This is a genomic window from Hahella sp. HNIBRBA332, assembly GCF_030719035.1.
Lineage (GTDB): Bacteria > Pseudomonadota > Gammaproteobacteria > Pseudomonadales > Oleiphilaceae > Hahella.
The window spans coordinates 3,941,186-3,957,289 of the sequence record NZ_CP132203.1; the positions used below are offsets into that span (position 1 = coordinate 3,941,186).

Annotated in this window: 15 protein-coding genes; 5 read left to right on the plus strand and 10 right to left on the minus strand. The window is 53.3% G+C overall.

The features are described 5' to 3' along the window. Positions 1-142: 142 nt before the first annotated feature. From O5O45_RS17400 to rpoE, 5 genes are all read right to left on the minus strand, one after another. A complete protein-coding gene (locus O5O45_RS17400) occupies positions 143-1,552 on the minus strand; it encodes a DegQ family serine endoprotease (protein ID WP_305900643.1) in 1,410 nt (469 codons plus the stop codon). A gap of 150 nt (positions 1,553-1,702) precedes the next feature. Then, positions 1,703-2,137: a SoxR reducing system RseC family protein gene (locus O5O45_RS17405; protein WP_305900644.1), complete on the minus strand. Its 435-nt coding sequence runs from the start codon at positions 2,135-2,137 to the stop codon at positions 1,703-1,705. Then, on the minus strand, positions 2,134-3,162 hold the full coding sequence (locus O5O45_RS17410; protein WP_305900645.1) for a MucB/RseB C-terminal domain-containing protein: 1,029 nt from the start codon (positions 3,160-3,162) through the stop codon (positions 2,134-2,136). Before O5O45_RS17410 ends, O5O45_RS17405 begins: the two co-directional genes overlap by 4 nt. A 3-nt stretch (positions 3,163-3,165) precedes the next feature. Next, positions 3,166-3,798: a sigma-E factor negative regulatory protein gene (locus tag O5O45_RS17415; RefSeq protein WP_305900646.1), complete on the minus strand. Its 633-nt coding sequence runs from the start codon at positions 3,796-3,798 to the stop codon at positions 3,166-3,168. A gap of 146 nt (positions 3,799-3,944) precedes the next feature. Further along, complete coding sequence (gene rpoE / locus O5O45_RS17420) at positions 3,945-4,541, minus strand: RNA polymerase sigma factor RpoE (RefSeq protein WP_305900647.1); 597 nt, start codon at positions 4,539-4,541, stop codon at positions 3,945-3,947. 256 nt (positions 4,542-4,797) lie between these two features. On the opposite strand from rpoE, the gene nadB reads away from it, so the two are divergent. From nadB to O5O45_RS17445, 5 genes are all read left to right on the plus strand, one after another. Then, positions 4,798-6,414, plus strand: coding sequence for an L-aspartate oxidase (nadB, locus tag O5O45_RS17425; RefSeq protein WP_305900648.1), 1,617 nt, complete (start codon positions 4,798-4,800; stop codon positions 6,412-6,414). A 112-nt stretch (positions 6,415-6,526) separates the two neighbouring features. Next, positions 6,527-6,787, plus strand: coding sequence for an FAD assembly factor SdhE (locus tag O5O45_RS17430; protein ID WP_305900649.1), 261 nt, complete (start codon positions 6,527-6,529; stop codon positions 6,785-6,787). Then, entirely contained in the window at positions 6,765-7,196 is a 432-nt protein-coding gene (locus tag O5O45_RS17435) for a protein YgfX (RefSeq protein ID WP_305900650.1), read from the plus strand. Before O5O45_RS17430 ends, O5O45_RS17435 begins: the two co-directional genes overlap by 23 nt. A 15-nt stretch (positions 7,197-7,211) precedes the next feature. Continuing rightward, positions 7,212-8,204 carry a CAF17-like 4Fe-4S cluster assembly/insertion protein YgfZ gene (gene ygfZ, locus O5O45_RS17440; protein ID WP_305900651.1) on the plus strand — a complete coding sequence of 331 codons (993 nt, stop codon included), beginning with the start codon at positions 7,212-7,214 and terminating at the stop codon, positions 8,202-8,204. A 152-nt stretch (positions 8,205-8,356) separates the two neighbouring features. After that, on the plus strand, positions 8,357-9,196 hold the full coding sequence (locus tag O5O45_RS17445) for an HDOD domain-containing protein (RefSeq protein WP_305900652.1): 840 nt from the start codon (positions 8,357-8,359) through the stop codon (positions 9,194-9,196). Between the two features lie 39 nt (positions 9,197-9,235). Here O5O45_RS17445 and ung read toward each other — a convergent pair whose 3' ends face one another. The 5 genes from ung to thrC form a co-directional block, all read right to left on the minus strand. Beyond that, entirely contained in the window at positions 9,236-9,997 is a 762-nt protein-coding gene (ung, locus tag O5O45_RS17450) for a uracil-DNA glycosylase (RefSeq protein WP_305900653.1), read from the minus strand. A gap of 42 nt (positions 9,998-10,039) precedes the next feature. Continuing rightward, a complete protein-coding gene (gene lysS, locus O5O45_RS17455) occupies positions 10,040-11,563 on the minus strand; it encodes a lysine--tRNA ligase (protein WP_305900654.1) in 1,524 nt (507 codons plus the stop codon). Between the two features lie 71 nt (positions 11,564-11,634). Beyond that, positions 11,635-12,733 (minus strand): peptide chain release factor 2 gene (gene prfB, locus O5O45_RS17460; protein ID WP_305900655.1). Its coding sequence is split into 2 segments (ribosomal slippage): positions 11,635-12,657 and positions 12,659-12,733, totalling 1,098 coding nucleotides; the frame shifts between segments, so codons are not numbered across the junction. Positions 12,734-12,855: 122 nt separating this feature from the next. Beyond that, the gene (gene recJ / locus O5O45_RS17465; RefSeq protein ID WP_305906221.1) at positions 12,856-14,550 is read right to left on the minus strand and encodes a single-stranded-DNA-specific exonuclease RecJ; all 1,695 of its coding nucleotides are present in this window, start codon (positions 14,548-14,550) and stop codon (positions 12,856-12,858) included. Between the two features lie 144 nt (positions 14,551-14,694). Continuing rightward, positions 14,695-16,089, minus strand: a complete 1,395-nt coding sequence (gene thrC / locus O5O45_RS17470; protein ID WP_305900656.1) for a threonine synthase — start codon at positions 16,087-16,089, stop codon at positions 14,695-14,697. Positions 16,090-16,104: the final 15 nt, after the last annotated feature.

Sequence of the window (16,104 nt, forward strand, 5' to 3'; positions counted from 1 at the left end):
TAAATTGCAGCGAATTAACAAAATACCCTCAGAATTCACACCGATATTGGGAGAAACGCCGCTTTCCCTAAAATAAAACGAGCAACGGCCGGGTTTCATTTAAAGAAACCCGGCCGTCTGCCTCGTCCAATCAGACCTGGACTTACTTATTGTTCAACTTCAACACAATGAAGGCCGGGTTGCCCTGACGGATAATCAATACTGGCAGCGACTTGCCAACCGGCAGCGTCTCAACCACCTCATGGAACTGAGCCACCGTCTCGACATCTTTATTATTGATACTACTGATCACATCATTGGGCTGAATTCCCGCTGTCGCCGCAGGCCCGGGGAAGACTTGCGCCACCATGACGCCTCCCGCGACCTGCATGCTCTCTTTTTCTTCATCCGTCAGATCGCGAACCTGCAGATTCAGAGCATTATTCTGTGGCGCGGTCTGCCCTGCCGGCACGCTGGCGACGCCGTTGTCGTCGGCGGGCAACTGGCCGATTTCCACGTCAACATCCATTTCATCGCCGCGACGCACAACTTTCATTTTCGCTTTCTCTCCCGGTGAGGTCCGCCCTACCAAGTGCGGCAACTCAGAGGATAACCCAATCTCATTGCCGTTGTAGCTGACGATGACGTCGCCCGGCTGCAAGCCGGCCTTATCGGCGGGCGATCCTTTCATGACCTGCGCCACCAAGGCCCCACGCGGCTTATTCAGATTGAAGGACTCCGCCAGATCCTTATTCACTTCCTGTATTAGCACGCCCAACCAGCCGCGCTTGACCGCGCCTGTGTCTTTCAGCTGATTCATCACATCCAGTGCAACGTCGATAGGAATTGCGAAAGAAACCCCCATGAACCCACCTGAGCGGGTATAGATCTGAGAGTTGATGCCGACAACCTCCCCTTCGAGGTTAAACAACGGCCCGCCGGAGTTGCCGGGATTGATAGCCACGTCAGTCTGAATAAAAGGCACATAGTTTTCATTCGGCAAGCTACGTCCCTTTGCACTGACAATCCCCGCCGTCACCGTATATTCAAACCCAAAAGGAGAGCCGATAGCGACCACCCATTCACCTACCTTGAGTTCAGAAGACTTGCCTAAATTTAGGACCGGCAGATCGTCAGCTTCCACTTTCAAAACCGCCAAATCCGACTTCTCATCAGATCCGATCAGCTCCGCCGTCAGCTCGCGACGATCCATAAGTCGGACAAAGATTTCATCAGCGCCCGCTACCACATGGTTGTTGGTAAGTATGTAGCCATCTTTGGATACAATGAAGCCAGATCCCGTTGACTGGGCTTCCTGCGGACCTCTGCGACGGTATGGGTCGCCAAAGAAATGACGAAAGAATTCAGGGATCTGGTCTTGTTCAGGGCCGCCGAAATAATACTGAGCGCTATCGTCTCCGACTTTACGCACGGTGCTTATGTTTACCACCGCCGGTGAAGTTCTCTCCACCAACCCTGTGAAATCAGGTAAATCAACAGCTCCCGCCCGCATACTGACAACGGCGCTCAACCAGACCAGCATAACCGCCGTAAATTTCTGACAAACCTTCATATGCAACTCCACTTGGTTACCCAAACCACTCACGCTAATCATGGGCTTAGTCGTTTGACCCAGGCGCTCCAACCAAACGAGCCAACGCCTCTCGGCTCACATAATGGCGTCAGATTTTCTTTAGATAATTGGAACTAGGCTATACGACGCTTAACAAAGCTTGCGTAATAATTGGGGATGGTAGGAGGGATTGCAAGACAGCCTTGATGACAAGATTTTAACAAAAACAAAGCCTAAGCCCAGTCCTGACAAGCCCGCCAGGGCGACGCCAAGGTCGGGCCAATGCAGCAGCGATTGACTAACGCCGGCTAAAACGATCATCGCGACCAAGGGAGTCAGATAAACCAGCATGGAAGCGTTTAGCAACGCCTGCTCGGCAACGCCAATCTCTACTTCGTCTCCAACTTCGACATCAAATCTTTTCGCCACTTTAATCTGGGTCGAAGCGCCGTCGCTCATCTGATTGAGAAGTCGCGAGCCACAGCCCTTCCGAGCCGAGCAGCTCTGGCAGACAGACTCCCTGATAGTCCTTACCCAGACTTCATGGTCGCCAACTGCAACGACTTTTCCGGTTTCCAATATCAAGTTGCGTCTCCAATGGATGAACTTGACTTCATATTATCCGCCACCCGTTTGACTGTCTCAATGGGTACTTCACCCACAACCGTAATGACGTAGGTCATGCCTCCGTGCTTGATATGTTTCGAGTAAGCAGTGGTCGCCCCCATGCGCGAAGCCCCTTCCGGCATGGCCTGAGGGCTGTTTTCTTCTACGAATATGCTGAACATGGTCAAACCGTCGCCGTATACCTGCGTGCGCATATCCCCGGGCATAACATCGTTACGCTTGGTCACGTTAGGCGACATACTGAACCCATTCGGAAGCCAAGCGGGCATCCATTTTTCAGGCAACGTTTCAGACGTTTTCCCTTTTTTGGGCTCAAGCCCTTTGACATCCGCTTCAGGTATTGAAGGAGCCAGCTCCTGGTCCGTCACCTGCGCGCCCAGCTCCAGCACCGTGTACTGAAAGTGCTCTAGCACTTCTCCCTTACGGTTGGTCAAAAGAGATTTAAGCAGCATACCGGAGTTTTTTTCCAACCACAGGTAATAGCTGTAGCGATATTGATCTTTGGCCATAACCGCCATTTTCAGCACGTCATGCCCGGCCACCCGCTCCTCTCCAGCCATTTTCAATTCGTACACCGAATCGACATCAGAGCCGCCATTCAAAACCGCCCCTGGAAAAGGCCCTGTGTAGGCGGCTTGCTCAAGTCGAACCTGCTTGCCGCCGGGAAACACGCAAATCAGCATGTCTCCGTCCCGAATAATCTCCCTCATCTCTCCATCCATGGCCACTAAACGCTCTTTCTCCACGCCATTTTGCGTGCGGTGAAAGACTTTCATTGAGCTCATTTCATCGCCCCGGCTGTAGATGAATGCGCCGCGGTATGAGAGTTCCTGCCGCGCCTCCAGCATGCGCTGCAGCCATTCTTGCGGCCCTGACGCCTGGGCTGTCGCCGAAGTCAAAGACATCAGCACAAGAGTCCAGACCAAACTCCATTGCCGGACACCGTTCCTGATCACCGCCGCTTTACGAATTACCAGTTTCATTGCTTACCTGCGTTGCTCCGTTTCTTGCCCCTCTACCACCTCAAAGGCGCTCAAACGGGCATAAGGAGAAATAACCGGCGAGCCGTTCAGCGCAGCCTGCTCGGCATGTTTCATCAAATAGGCGTTTAATCTGCTCGCATGCTCCGCGGAGAACTGGATGGCGACCTCGCTTTCCGCGCCAGAGTCCGCCACCAAATGGGAGCCTGCGCCGTTCACATTCAACGAAGGCGCACTCTGCTGTTCATTGGCGACTGCAGGAGCAGGCTGCGTCGTGTTTGGCCCGCCGGAAAACTCCACCATAAATACAGCGGCGAAAGCGACCGACGCCGCAACGGCGACTCCCCGCCACCAACCGCCGCCAGCGCGAGCTTCTTCCGTCACAATCTCCTCTTCTGCAACGCTCTCATTGCGTTCAACGCCCTCTTCTTCCTCCAGCGCAGACCAAATGCCCTGCCGCAGATCAACATGCGCCCATTGCGCGGCTTCTTCATGGAGTTCATCGCGTACACGCTGATACCGACTCCAGGTCGCCATCACTTCTTCGTCGTGGGACTGCGCCAGTATACGGCGCACCTCCAACTCATCCGCTTCTCCATCCAGAAGCGCGGACATAGATTCTTTCAGTCGTTCATTCATAACCGTCAACCTCTGCAAATCCGGAGTCTGTGCGCCGCTCCGGCTTCTCTGTAATACTTTTCAATTCGCCAGCCCTGGTGATGATTCCCGGCGCCTCTGCTGGAAAACGCCAAGGCGCTCAAGCCTTCCACCGCTCTTCACCTGTTTCAGGCGCGCATTTTCTGCTCCAACATTGGCGCGATTCGCGCATCCACTGCATCCCGGGCTCTGAAAATTCTCGATCTCACCGTGCCCACGGGACACTGCATGATCTCCGCTATTTCTTCATAGCTAAGGCCGTCGAACTCACGCAGCGTAAGTGCTGAACGCAAATCTTCGGGCAGTTCATCCAATGCCTGGAATATCGCCTGCTTAACTTGATCGCGGTGCACTTGACGTTCGGGGGAGTCAATATCTTTCAAAGCAGAGCCGCCCTCATATAAAACCGCGTCGGCGGCGTCCACATCCTCCCCTGGCGGGCGACGCCCTTGAGCCATAAGATGATTTTTCGCCGCATTGATGGCGATACGATAGAGCCATGTGTAAAACGCGCTCTCGCCGCGAAAGTTGGCAAGCGCTTTATAGGCCTTGATAAACGCTTCCTGCGCAACATCCATCACTTCGTGGTGATCGCGAATATAGCGGGCGATAATCGCCATGACTTTGCTTTGATATTTCACCACCAGCATGTCAAAGGCGCGTTTGTCGCCGCGCTGAACCCTCTCAACCAATTGTTGGTCTGTCGTCTTGTTAGGAGCGCTCATATTTTCCTTATTATCCAGTATTTCAGCGCGACCACGCGTTGATTCAAGAGCGGTCAAAACCTGCACTGACATAAAAGAACCACCGTTTGCTGCGTCTATAAAAGTTGATTGCATAGCCCTATAGACACAACTTTTTTCGGATAGTTCACTCTTAGCCATTAATGTTAGTATATTCAGCTATTCTGCTTGGGCCCAACAACTATCCGGTCCTTTTTCCTGGCTGTTTTTTCCTGATTGCTGGAGTCACGCAAAGGCTATGAGTTTAAGCTTCGAACACGATGTTCTCATTATCGGCAGCGGCGCCGCTGGCCTTACCGTCGCCCTGAATCTTCCTCCCGATTTAAGAGTAGCGGTATTGTCCAAGACCGAACTCAAAAGCGGCTCCACACTTTGGGCGCAAGGCGGCATCGCAGCGGTGCTGGACGATGACGACAGCGTTGAATCCCACCTGCAGGACACACTGGTGGCCGGCGCCGGACTGTGCGACAAAGACAGCGTACGCTTTACCGTTGAACATGGCCGTGAGGCGATTGAATGGCTCATTTCCCAGGGAGTGCAGTTCGATACAGAGGAATCCGAGGAGGCCACGCAGAAGTACCATCTCACCAAGGAAGGCGGACATAGCCATCGCCGTATTGTACACGCAGCAGACGCAACCGGCCGCGCAGTATCCGGCTCTCTGGCCGACCGCGCGCGAGAAAAAGCCAACATTGAAATTTTCGAAGACCGGGTCGGCATCGATCTGATCACCCATAGCAAACTGTTTCTTCCCGGCAACCGTTGTGTCGGCGCTTATGTCTTGAATAAGACAACCAGCCATGTCGAGCTGTTCCGCGCCAAGTTTGTGGTGCTCGCCACCGGCGGCGCCAGCAAGGTCTACCTCTATACCAGCAACCCTGACGTAGCGACTGGCGACGGCATCGCAATGGCCTGGCGCGCAGGCTGCCGCATGGGCAACATGGAATTCAATCAGTTTCACCCGACATGCCTCTACCACCCTCAGGCGAAATCCTTTTTGATTACAGAAGCCGTTCGCGGCGAGGGCGGCAAGCTTCTGCTGCCCAATGGCAAGCGCTTCATGAGGCAGTTTGACGAACGCGAAGAACTCGCTCCACGTGACGTCGTCGCCCGCGCCATCGACCATGAAATGAAACGTCTTGGCGCGGACTGTCTGTATCTGGATATCAGCCATAAAGACAAAGACTTTATCCTCGGACACTTTCCCACAGTGCACCAACGCTGCCTGTCTTATGGCATTGATATCACCAAAGAGCCCATTCCCGTGGTTCCCGCCGCCCACTACACCTGCGGAGGAGTGGTTACCGATAGCGCCGGGCGTACGGACCTTAATTCTCTATATGCCGTCGGCGAAACTGCGTTTACCGGACTCCACGGAGCCAACCGCATGGCCAGCAATTCCCTGCTAGAATGCCTGGTGTTCGGAAAGTCCTGCGCAGATGACATAGCCGGCCGTATCGCACATACGCCTGAGCCTCCGCCCGCTCCCTCCTGGGACGAAAGCCAGGTAACAGACTCTGACGAAGATGTTGTGATCTCACACAACTGGGACGAGCTGCGCCGCTTTATGTGGGACTATGTCGGCATAGTACGAACCAACAAACGCCTGCAGCGGGCCAAGCATCGCGTAGACCTGCTGCATCAGGAAATTCGCGAGTATTACAGTAACTATAAAGTGTCCAATGACCTGCTTGAGCTGCGTAATCTGGTGACGGTTGCAGACCTGATTATCTGCTCGGCAATTCAACGCAAAGAAAGTCGCGGCCTGCATTACACTCTGGACTACCCTCATCCGCTCAAAACGCCGGAAAATACCATTTTAACTCCCGTCAATTTTCCCGCTGAGCCTTGGTGAGCTGTTGCAAGTCTCCCGATAAGGTTTCACGCCGCCACGGGTGGCGGCGTGAGCCAGGGACCGTTATCATGCAGCCAGAATGAAGGCCCACGGGCAATATACAGAGGCGCAAATGACTGAAGATGTAGAATACAAGCGTTTATTCTGGCACAGCCGACGCGGAATGCTGGAGTTAGACGTGCTGCTGGTTCCCTTTCTCAAGGAGGCCTACTCCGAACTCTCGAACGAAGATAAAGCGCGCTACCGAATGCTCTTAGAGTGTGAAGATACAGATATGTTCCAGTGGTTTATGCAAAAGTCCACGCCTGAAGATCCTGATCTGGCGCGCATCGTTAAAATCATCTTAGACCGTGTTCAACCAAGCTACGATTGAGTTGCGACCATCGCTACAGTTGACGCTGTTCTTTACCGTCTTCTTCGGACTGATTGGCGTAGTGTTGCTGGCTCTGGGTATGCCAACCTGGCTAAAGCTTTCTTTGAGCGCCCTGCTAGGCGCTCATTTTGTCTACACCGTCGGACAATACGCTCTGTTAGCCTGGCCGACTAGCGTGATAAAAATCCGCTATGAAAAAGCCGGCGATGCAGACGTGAAAGTAAGGCTGTTTAAACGCAATCAACGCGAACTGGATACGCACTTGCACGGAGATACTTGCGTCACTCCAATTGTCACCCTGCTGGTCTGCCGCACCGGCTGGCGAGACTTGGTGTTTCTCGTTCGGGATAATTGCGACCCGGATGCATTTCGCCGTTTTCGAGTTTGTTTACGCTTCGCCAGGAATTAAGGGAGATCCATTCATATGACGTCCTTCTGGAACACCTTCGCCCAACCCGCAAACACTCTGGCTGCGCAGGAAAGCGACGCCGCCCCGCATCTCCACAGGCTGACCAACGTCGCCTTACTGGAAATAAAAGGGCCCGACGCCGTCAAATTCATGCAAGGGCAATTTACCTGTGACATTCAGGATATTACCAACAATCATTCCTCCCTGGCCGCCTGTTGCACCCCCAAAGGTCGAATGGTTGCATTGTTCCGCATTGCGCAAGCCAAGCCTGACTGCTATCTATTGAGACTCCCCTTAGAGGTGGCGCAAAGCTTTCTCGCCCACCTTAATAAGTACAAGGTGTTTTATAAGTGCACCGTCACGCTACTGGAAGATTGGGGCGTAATAGGATTGAGCGGAGATCTGGATGTGCTGCCCGCCTTGTCTTCCACCATTCCTACCTCTGCAGACGCCAGCCAGGCCAGCGAAGGCATATTGCTCATTCGTCCCCCAGGTGAAGCCTCACGGGTGGAGTGCTGGCTAGATAGCGACCAGGCGTCAAAGTTACTGCCGGACCTGGACAATCAATGCGCCGCCGGTTCCATTGAGGACTGGGAGCGTCAGGAAATTCTCTCAGGATTGGGAGAGGTCTATCCAGAGACCCTGGATGAGTTCATCCCGCAAATGCTGAATTTGCAGGCGCTGGGCGCTATCAGCTTCAATAAGGGCTGCTATACGGGGCAAGAAATCGTCGCCCGTATGCAATACCTTGGCACCCTGAAGAAGCGCATGTTCTTACTCTCTTCTGGTACGCTGGTCCCCGCACCCGGCTCAGCGATCACCGACGAAACAGGCGCCCGAATTGGCCTAGTCGTGCGCAGCGCCCATGGAAACACGCTCGCCGTGTTGGACAAGTCTGCGGCAATGGATAAAGCGTTGCGCTTGGAGGAGTCTCCAGCCACCCCATTGCAACTACTTGAACTTCCCTACGCTATTGAAGAAGTTAGCAACACAAAGAAAAAGCTCTAGCATAATCCCATACCTTAGCGGCGCGTTTCTATGCGCCGCCGACAAGCATCCCTCAAAAATTCTGCTATAACTTAAATTGGACCTTGAAAGAGGCTGAAGCGCTTCTCAGTGGGCCCGAATCCAATGCAGCCAACCTATTCACGGATATGCAAATGGCAGAATTAGAAGAGAAAATCAAAGCAGACATACTTCAGGCAATAGATTCCGATAAGCTGGTGCTGCCCACCCTTCCGGAGGTCGCTCTGCAAGTTCGAGAAGTGGCGGAAAGTCCGGACTCATCCGTTCAGGACCTCGCTAAAGTCATTAGCAACGACACCGCCATGACGGCCCGCATTATACGTGTATGCAACAGCCCGCTCTTACGCGGCAGCAGGGAAATATCGAACCTGACCATGGCGATTGGCCGCCTAGGCATGGCCTACACCGCAAACCTAGCAACGGGGCTGGCGATGGAGCAAATGTTCCAGGCCACCTCGGAACAGATAGATCAACGCATGCGGGAAATCTGGCGCAGTAGCACGGAAGTGGCGGGCATCTGCCACGTGCTCGCGCAGCATTACACCAAGTTGAAACCCGATCAGGCGACCCTCGCCGGACTGGTGCACCAAATTGGCGCCCTGCCCGTGTTGACCTATATCGAGCATAACGACATTCATGTCGACAACGAAACTCTCGACAAACTGATCGACACATTACAGCCCACGATTGGGCAGTATATTCTCAAAAAGTGGGACTTCCCCGCAGAACTCCAAATCGTGCCCATAGAATTCAGCAACTTCCAGCGGCAGTCGCCCACCGTCGATTACGCAGATGTGGTGATGGTGGCCAAGCTGCAAAGCCTGATAGGCAGTCAGCACCCTTATACAGAGATGGATTGGGGGCAGATATCGGCGTTCAACCGACTCGGTCTCGACCCGGAAATTGATATGAACGAAGCGGAGGATTTAAGCGCGGAGATGGAAGCCGCCATGGCGTTACTTTCGCCTTCCTGACATATAAAAAACGGCGGACCAGGATCCGCCGCTTTGGCCTTATTCGACAGAGGCTGGCGCTTTCTTGATCAGACGCCCCTTCTCATCCAGCCGATCCTTCGGAGGCAGACGCCAATCAATCGCCTTCTTTTGATGGGTGCGCAGATAGTCGTTCGCACTGGCGAAATGACCGCACCCCATAAAACCGCGATGGGCGGATAACGGCGACGGGTGAACACTCTCCAGCACACAGTGACGCTGACGGTCGATAAATGCGCCTTTACGCTGGGCGTAACTGCCCCACAACAAAAACACCACATTTTCCCGCTCGCTGTTTATCAGCTGTATCACTCTGTCAGTGAACTGCTCCCACCCTTTACCCTGATGCGAGGCAGCCTTGCTCTGCTCCACTGTCAGCACACTATTCAGCAGCAAAACCCCTTGTTGAGCCCAATAAGCCAGACATCCATGCTCCGGTACGCCTAAACCAAGCTCATTGTTGATTTCCTTGAAGATATTCACCAATGATGGCGGCGGCGCGATCCCAGGCAACACGGAAAAGCTAAGTCCATGCGCCTGACCTGGACCGTGATAGGGGTCCTGGCCCAATATGACTACCGACACATTCTCAAAAGGCGTCGAGTTGAGCGCGTTGAAGCAGTTATCCAGACTAGGGTATATAACCTTGCCCTGTCCGTCTTGCGCCCCAAGAAACTGCTCCAGCTGCACCATGTAGGGCTTGGAAAATTCTTCTTTCAGGGCGTCCTTCCAGCGGGTGTCTGGGGCCAAAGCCCCAAACAGCACCTCTGCGCAGCTTTGCATCTGCATTCTCCTTTTCTCTATCCGTTCAATACGGAGGAACGATCAGTCCGCCAACGGACGCATATGAGGGAATAAAATAACGTCTCTAATTGAGGGCGAATCGGTCAGCAGCATCACTAGTCGATCTATGCCAATACCCTCACCTGCGGTCGGCGGCATACCGTGCTCCAACGCAGTGATGTAGTCTTCGTCGAAGAACATCGCTTCGTCGTCACCCGCTTCTTTCTCCGCCACTTGCTTACGGAAGCGCTCAGCCTGATCTTCCGGATCATTCAACTCCGAAAATCCGTTGGCGATTTCTCTGCCGCCCACGAAAAACTCAAACCGGTCAGTGACGAAAGGATTATCGTCATTGCGACGCGCCAGCGGTGATACTTCCGTCGGGTACTCAGTAATAAAGGTCGGCTGCATCAAACGATGCTCGACGGTCTTTTCGAAGATTTCGATTTGAATCTTGCCCAAGCCCCAGGATGCTTTAAGAGGAATACCCAGGTCAGTCGCCACCTTTTTGGCGCCGTCCATATTGTCAATGTCAGCCAGCGACAATCCAGGATTGAAGTGCAGAATCGACTCCACGACTGTCATGCGCAGGAAAGGCTTGCCGAAGTCATAGACGATTTCATCGACCACCTCGCCATCCGCATTCTTGGATGTATTGCGCACTTCCGTCGTTCCCAGCGCTTCCTGAGCCACCCAACGCAGCATTTCCTCGGTCAGGTTCATCAGGTCTTTGTAGTCGGCGAACGCCTGGTAGAATTCGATCATTGTGAATTCAGGATTATGGCGGGTGGACAAGCCCTCATTACGGAAGTTGCGGTTAATTTCAAACACCCGCTCAAAGCCGCCCACAACCAGACGCTTCAGGTAAAGCTCCGGCGCTATACGCAGGAACATCTCAATATCCAGAGCATTGTGATAGGTCACAAAGGGACGCGCCGTAGCGCCGCCAGGTATGACCTGCAACATCGGCGTCTCCGCCTCAATAAAGTCACGCTTGGCAAGGAAGTAGCGAATACTTTCGATCACTTTGGAGCGAATACGGAAGGTTTCCCGCGCTTCTTCATTGGTGATCAGGTCCAGATAGCGCTGGCGATAACGCATTTCCGTGTTGGTCAAACCTTTATGTTTGTCCGGCAAAGGACGCAACGCCTTCACCATCAAACGCGGGTTTTCCATATTTACGTACAGATCGCCCTTGCCTGATTTATGCAGAGCGCCTTCTGCCGCCACAATATCGCCCAAATCCCACAACTTGACGTTTTCCAGCTGCTCTGGCGGCAAACCTTTACGATCAATGTACAGCTGAATACGCCCTGTCATGTCCTGTATGACGACAAAAGGTCCACGCATCGCCATGATTCGTCCAGACACCCTGGCGCGCACGCCAGATTCTTCCAGCTCTTCCTTGCTTTTATCACCATAACGAGCCTGCAGGTCTGCACAATAGCTGTCGCGACGAAAATCATTCGGAAACGCCTGCCCCTTTTCCCGCAACTTACCCAGCTTGCCCCGGCGCTCAGCGATCAGTTTGTTTTCATCTATTGCAGGATTTTGGTTCTCTGTCATGGTTTGTTTAATCCACTATTTATCAATCAATTGGCAAAAATTACGGGTCGAGACATAAGCGAAGGGCCTGATTACAGGCCCTGCTTCAAACTCGCCTCGATAAACTCATCAATATCGCCGTCAAGCACCGCCTGACAATTGGAGTTTTCTACGGACGTACGCAAGTCTTTAATACGCGACTGGTCCAATACGTAAGACCGGATCTGGCTGCCCCAACCAATATCGGACTTACTATCTTCCAGCTGTTGCGCTTCAGCATTGCGCTTTTGTATTTCAAGCTCATACAGCTTCGCTTTCAGCTGCTTCATCGCCTGATCTTTGTTTTTGTGCTGAGAACGATCGTTCTGGCACTGCGTCACGATGCCGGAGGGCATGTGCGTAATACGTACGGCGGACTCAGTCCGGTTAACGTGCTGACCACCGGCGCCTGAGGCGCGATAGACGTCGATGCGCAGATCCGCCGGATTGATATCGATTTCGATATCGTCATCCACTTCCGGTGAGACAAACACGGACGCAAAAGAAGTATGGCGACGATTGCCGGAGTCAAATGGCGACTTACGCACCAACCGGTGTACGCCCGTTTCCGTGCGCAGCCACCCATAAGCGTATTCACCCTGGAAGTGAATCGTGGCGCTTTTAATACCAGCCACTTCACCGGGAGATTCCTCGATCAAGTCTGTTTTGAATCCACGACGCTCGCCCCAACGCAGATACATACGCAGCATCATGCTCGCCCAATCCTGCGCTTCAGTGCCGCCGGAACCCGCCTGAATATCCAGGTAGGCGTTATTGGGATCCATTTCTCCCGCAAACATCCGACGGAACTCCAAGGTCTCCACCTGTGCGCGGATTGATTCCAATTCGGTTTCCACTTCAGCAACCGCATCCGCATCCTGCTCTTCCACCGCCATATCCAGCAAGTCGGAGCAATCCGTCAATCCGCCGGTCACGTCATCGACGGTTTTAACCACCACTTCAAGGGAAGAACGCTCTTTACCAAGACCCTGCGCACGCTCAGGATTATTCCACACGCTGGGGTCTTCGAGCTCCCTTTCTACTTCAACCAGACGCTCTTTCTTGACGTCGTAGTCAAAGATACCTCCGTAAAGATTCTACGCGGGTGCGCAAGTCCTTGATGGTATTAACTATTGGATTCACTTCTAACATAATCGTCGGGGCCTCAAAAAGCAGTTGAAACGGCGGCGGATCATCCGCCGACCGTAAAGAAAGCCCGCTATTGTAAACAAACTGAACAGTGAGTTACACCTAGGAAAAGACGATAGACAGGCCTAATTACAAGGCTCCAGATACTCAATTAGCAGTTGCAGATTGCTATGTCCGCGGAATTCATTTACGTCGAGCCTGAAAACCACCTTCACCCGATCCCATTCACTGAACGGCGTCGCGGGATCAATATTAAAGTATATAGCGTCATAGCAGTTGCCTGAGCGATGATCCGCCAGCGTCATTTTGAGATGGCGCTCGCCGACAATTCGGCAACTGGCGATACGGAACTGGCCCTCAAACAAGGGTTCCGGGAAGGATTGCCCCCACGGCCCCGCATTCTTCAAAGTAATCGCCATATTCATGCAAAGTTCTTCGGGAGACAGCTCACCATCCGTCAAGAGCTTCGCCTGCAGGTCGTCCACACTTACAGCCGCTGCGACAACCTCTTGAAACGCCTCCGAAAAAGCGGTGAAATTTTCTGGCCGCAGAGACAACCCCGCCGCCATAGCGTGACCACCAAACTTGGATAATAGCCCACTATGCTTAGTCGCCACAGCATCCAACGCATCGCGAATATGCAATCCAGGTATTGATCGGGCCGACCCTTTAAGCTCGCCATTGTCTCCCGGCGCAAAAGCAATGACCGGGCGGTGCATGCGATCCTTGATGCGAGAAGCCAGAATCCCCACCACGCCCTGATGCCAGCTTTCATCATAAAGACACACTGCGGCCGGAGGGTTGTCGTAAGTCCAGTTCATGCGGTCCAGAATCGATAGCGCCTGAGCCTGCATGTCACGCTCTATTTCTTTGCGCGCCTGATTTAATCCATCAAGCTCCTGCGCAATCATCAAGGCCTTGGCGGGGTCCTCCGTCAACAGCAACTCTATGCCGACGGTCATATCTTCCAGACGTCCGGCTGCATTGAGCCTCGGAGCAATTGCGAATCCCAGGTCAGAAGCGCTAAGTTTTTCCTGACTGCGTCCAGCCACTTGCAGTAGAGCATTAATGCCGGGACGACAGCGCTTGGCGCGGATGCGCCGGAGACCCTGCTCTACCAGTATGCGGTTATTGGCGTCCAAAGACACAACATCGGCCACTGTCCCCAGTGCGACTAAATCCAATAAATTAGCCAGATTGGGCTCTATCATACCGGTAGCGGCGAACCACCCCTTATCACGCAGCGCCTGCCGCAACGCCAGCATCACGTAGAAAATCACCCCAACCCCGGCGATAGACTTGCTGGGAAAGTCGCAACCCGGTTGATTAGGGTTAACAATGGCGTCAGCTTCCGGCAACTCGTCACCCGCCAAGTGATGGTCTGTCACAATGACTCGCAATCCCGCCCGCTTGGCGGCTTTGACGCCTTCAATGCTGGCGATGCCGTTATCCACCGTAATCAACACATCCGGCTGACGTGACAGCGCCACTTCTACAATCTCTGGAGAAAGGCCATAGCCGAACTCAAAACGATTAGGGACAATGTAGTCCACATAAGCAGCGCCAAACATACGCAGCGCCAGCACCCCCAAAGCTGTGCTGGTTGCGCCGTCAGCGTCAAAGTCGCCTACGAAAATAATGCGCTGGTTGCGCTGCAAGGCTTCCGCAAGAATAGCCGCAGCGCTTTGCGCGCCAGCCAGACTATCCAATTGCAGCAAATGGCTTAATGAATACTCTAACTCATCGCAACTGGCGACGCCTCTGGCGGCATAGATCCGTTGCAGCACGGGAGGAAGTCCAGAATGATTAAGGAATTCCATCGGGACAGGGCGACGTTCAATACGTTTTTTCGGTATGGTTTGGGAGAGCTCGCTCACCGGCTATCCAGTTTGTTGACTAGCTTAATAGGAATGGCTCGTGACGGAACCATGTAAATAGTCGCCGCCACGGTCTGTCAATGGAGATTATTTCTTGAGCTGATCCTGCACAAAGCGCTGAACCGCCTGCAAGTCATTCGGCAACACCGTGAAGCGCTCCTCTCTGTCGAACAAGTCCGACATATGAGCCGGTAGCTTCGGCTCTTCCTCTACGCCGGCTTTAGCCACGGCTTCTGGGAATTTCGCAGCGTGCGCAGTAGCCAGAATCACCATTGGCGCATTTTTGTCCCGGCGGCAGGCCCGGGCAGCTTTAATGCCGATCGCTGTATGTGGGTCCACAATCTCTTCCGTTTCGGCATAAATCTGAGCGATACTCGCCAATGTGGTTTCATCATCCACAGCATAGGAGTCAAACAACTCCCTGGCATGACGCCAGCGGTACTCCTCGATTGCAACATCCTCTTTGTTCATCTTCTCCATAAGCTCCGCCAACAAAGAGCCATTGCGACCATGTAGATCAAACAAAAGGCGCTCAAAGTTGCTGGACACGACAATATCCATACTTGGAGATAACGTATGCTGTAACGGCTGCAGGTTGTACTGATTATTGCTCATAAAACGATGCAGCACGTCATTGCGATTGGTAGCGATGACCAACTGGTTCACAGGCAAGCCCATATTGCGCGCCAGGTAACCCGCAAAGATATCGCCAAAATTCCCTGTAGGCACGGAGAAAGCGACGCTACGGTGAGGCGCCCCCACACTCAGTCCCGCATGGAAGTAGTATACGATCTGCGCCATAATCCGCGCCCAGTTGATCGAGTTCACTGCAACAAGAGGGCGGCCATCCAGAAACGACTGATCACCAAAACTCGCCTTCACCATCCGCTGACAGTCGTCGAAGTTACCTTCGACCGCCAGGTTATGGACATTGGCGCCCGGCGCCGTCGTCATTTGTCTACGCTGAACTTCAGAGACGCGACCATGTGGATGAAGAATGAAAATATCGACATGCTTGGAATGACGGCATCCTTCAATCGCCGCAGAGCCGGTATCGCCGGAAGTCGCTCCCAGAATCGCCACTTTTTGGCCGCGTTTTTCAAGGAAATGATCGACCAGACGTCCCAGCAGTTGCAGCGCGTAATCTTTAAACGCCAGAGTGGGACCATGAAAAAGCTCCATCACCCACTCATTCGCTGAAATCTGCTTCAGAGGAGCCATCGCGGAATGAGCAAATTCAGAGTACGCGTCATTGACAATGGCGGAGAACTCTTCAACTGACAGAGAACCCTCCACGAATGGATACATGACCTTGACCGCCAACTCCGGGTAACTCAACCCGGCCCAAGAGGCAATCTCCTCCGGGTTAAAATGAGGTAGAAACTCAGGTACGTACAGGCCGCCATCCGAAGCCAACCCGGTCAACAGAACCTCTTCAAAGTTAAGCGCAGGCGCTTTGCCTCTGGTGCTTACATACTTCACGATTTAAACCCTTTG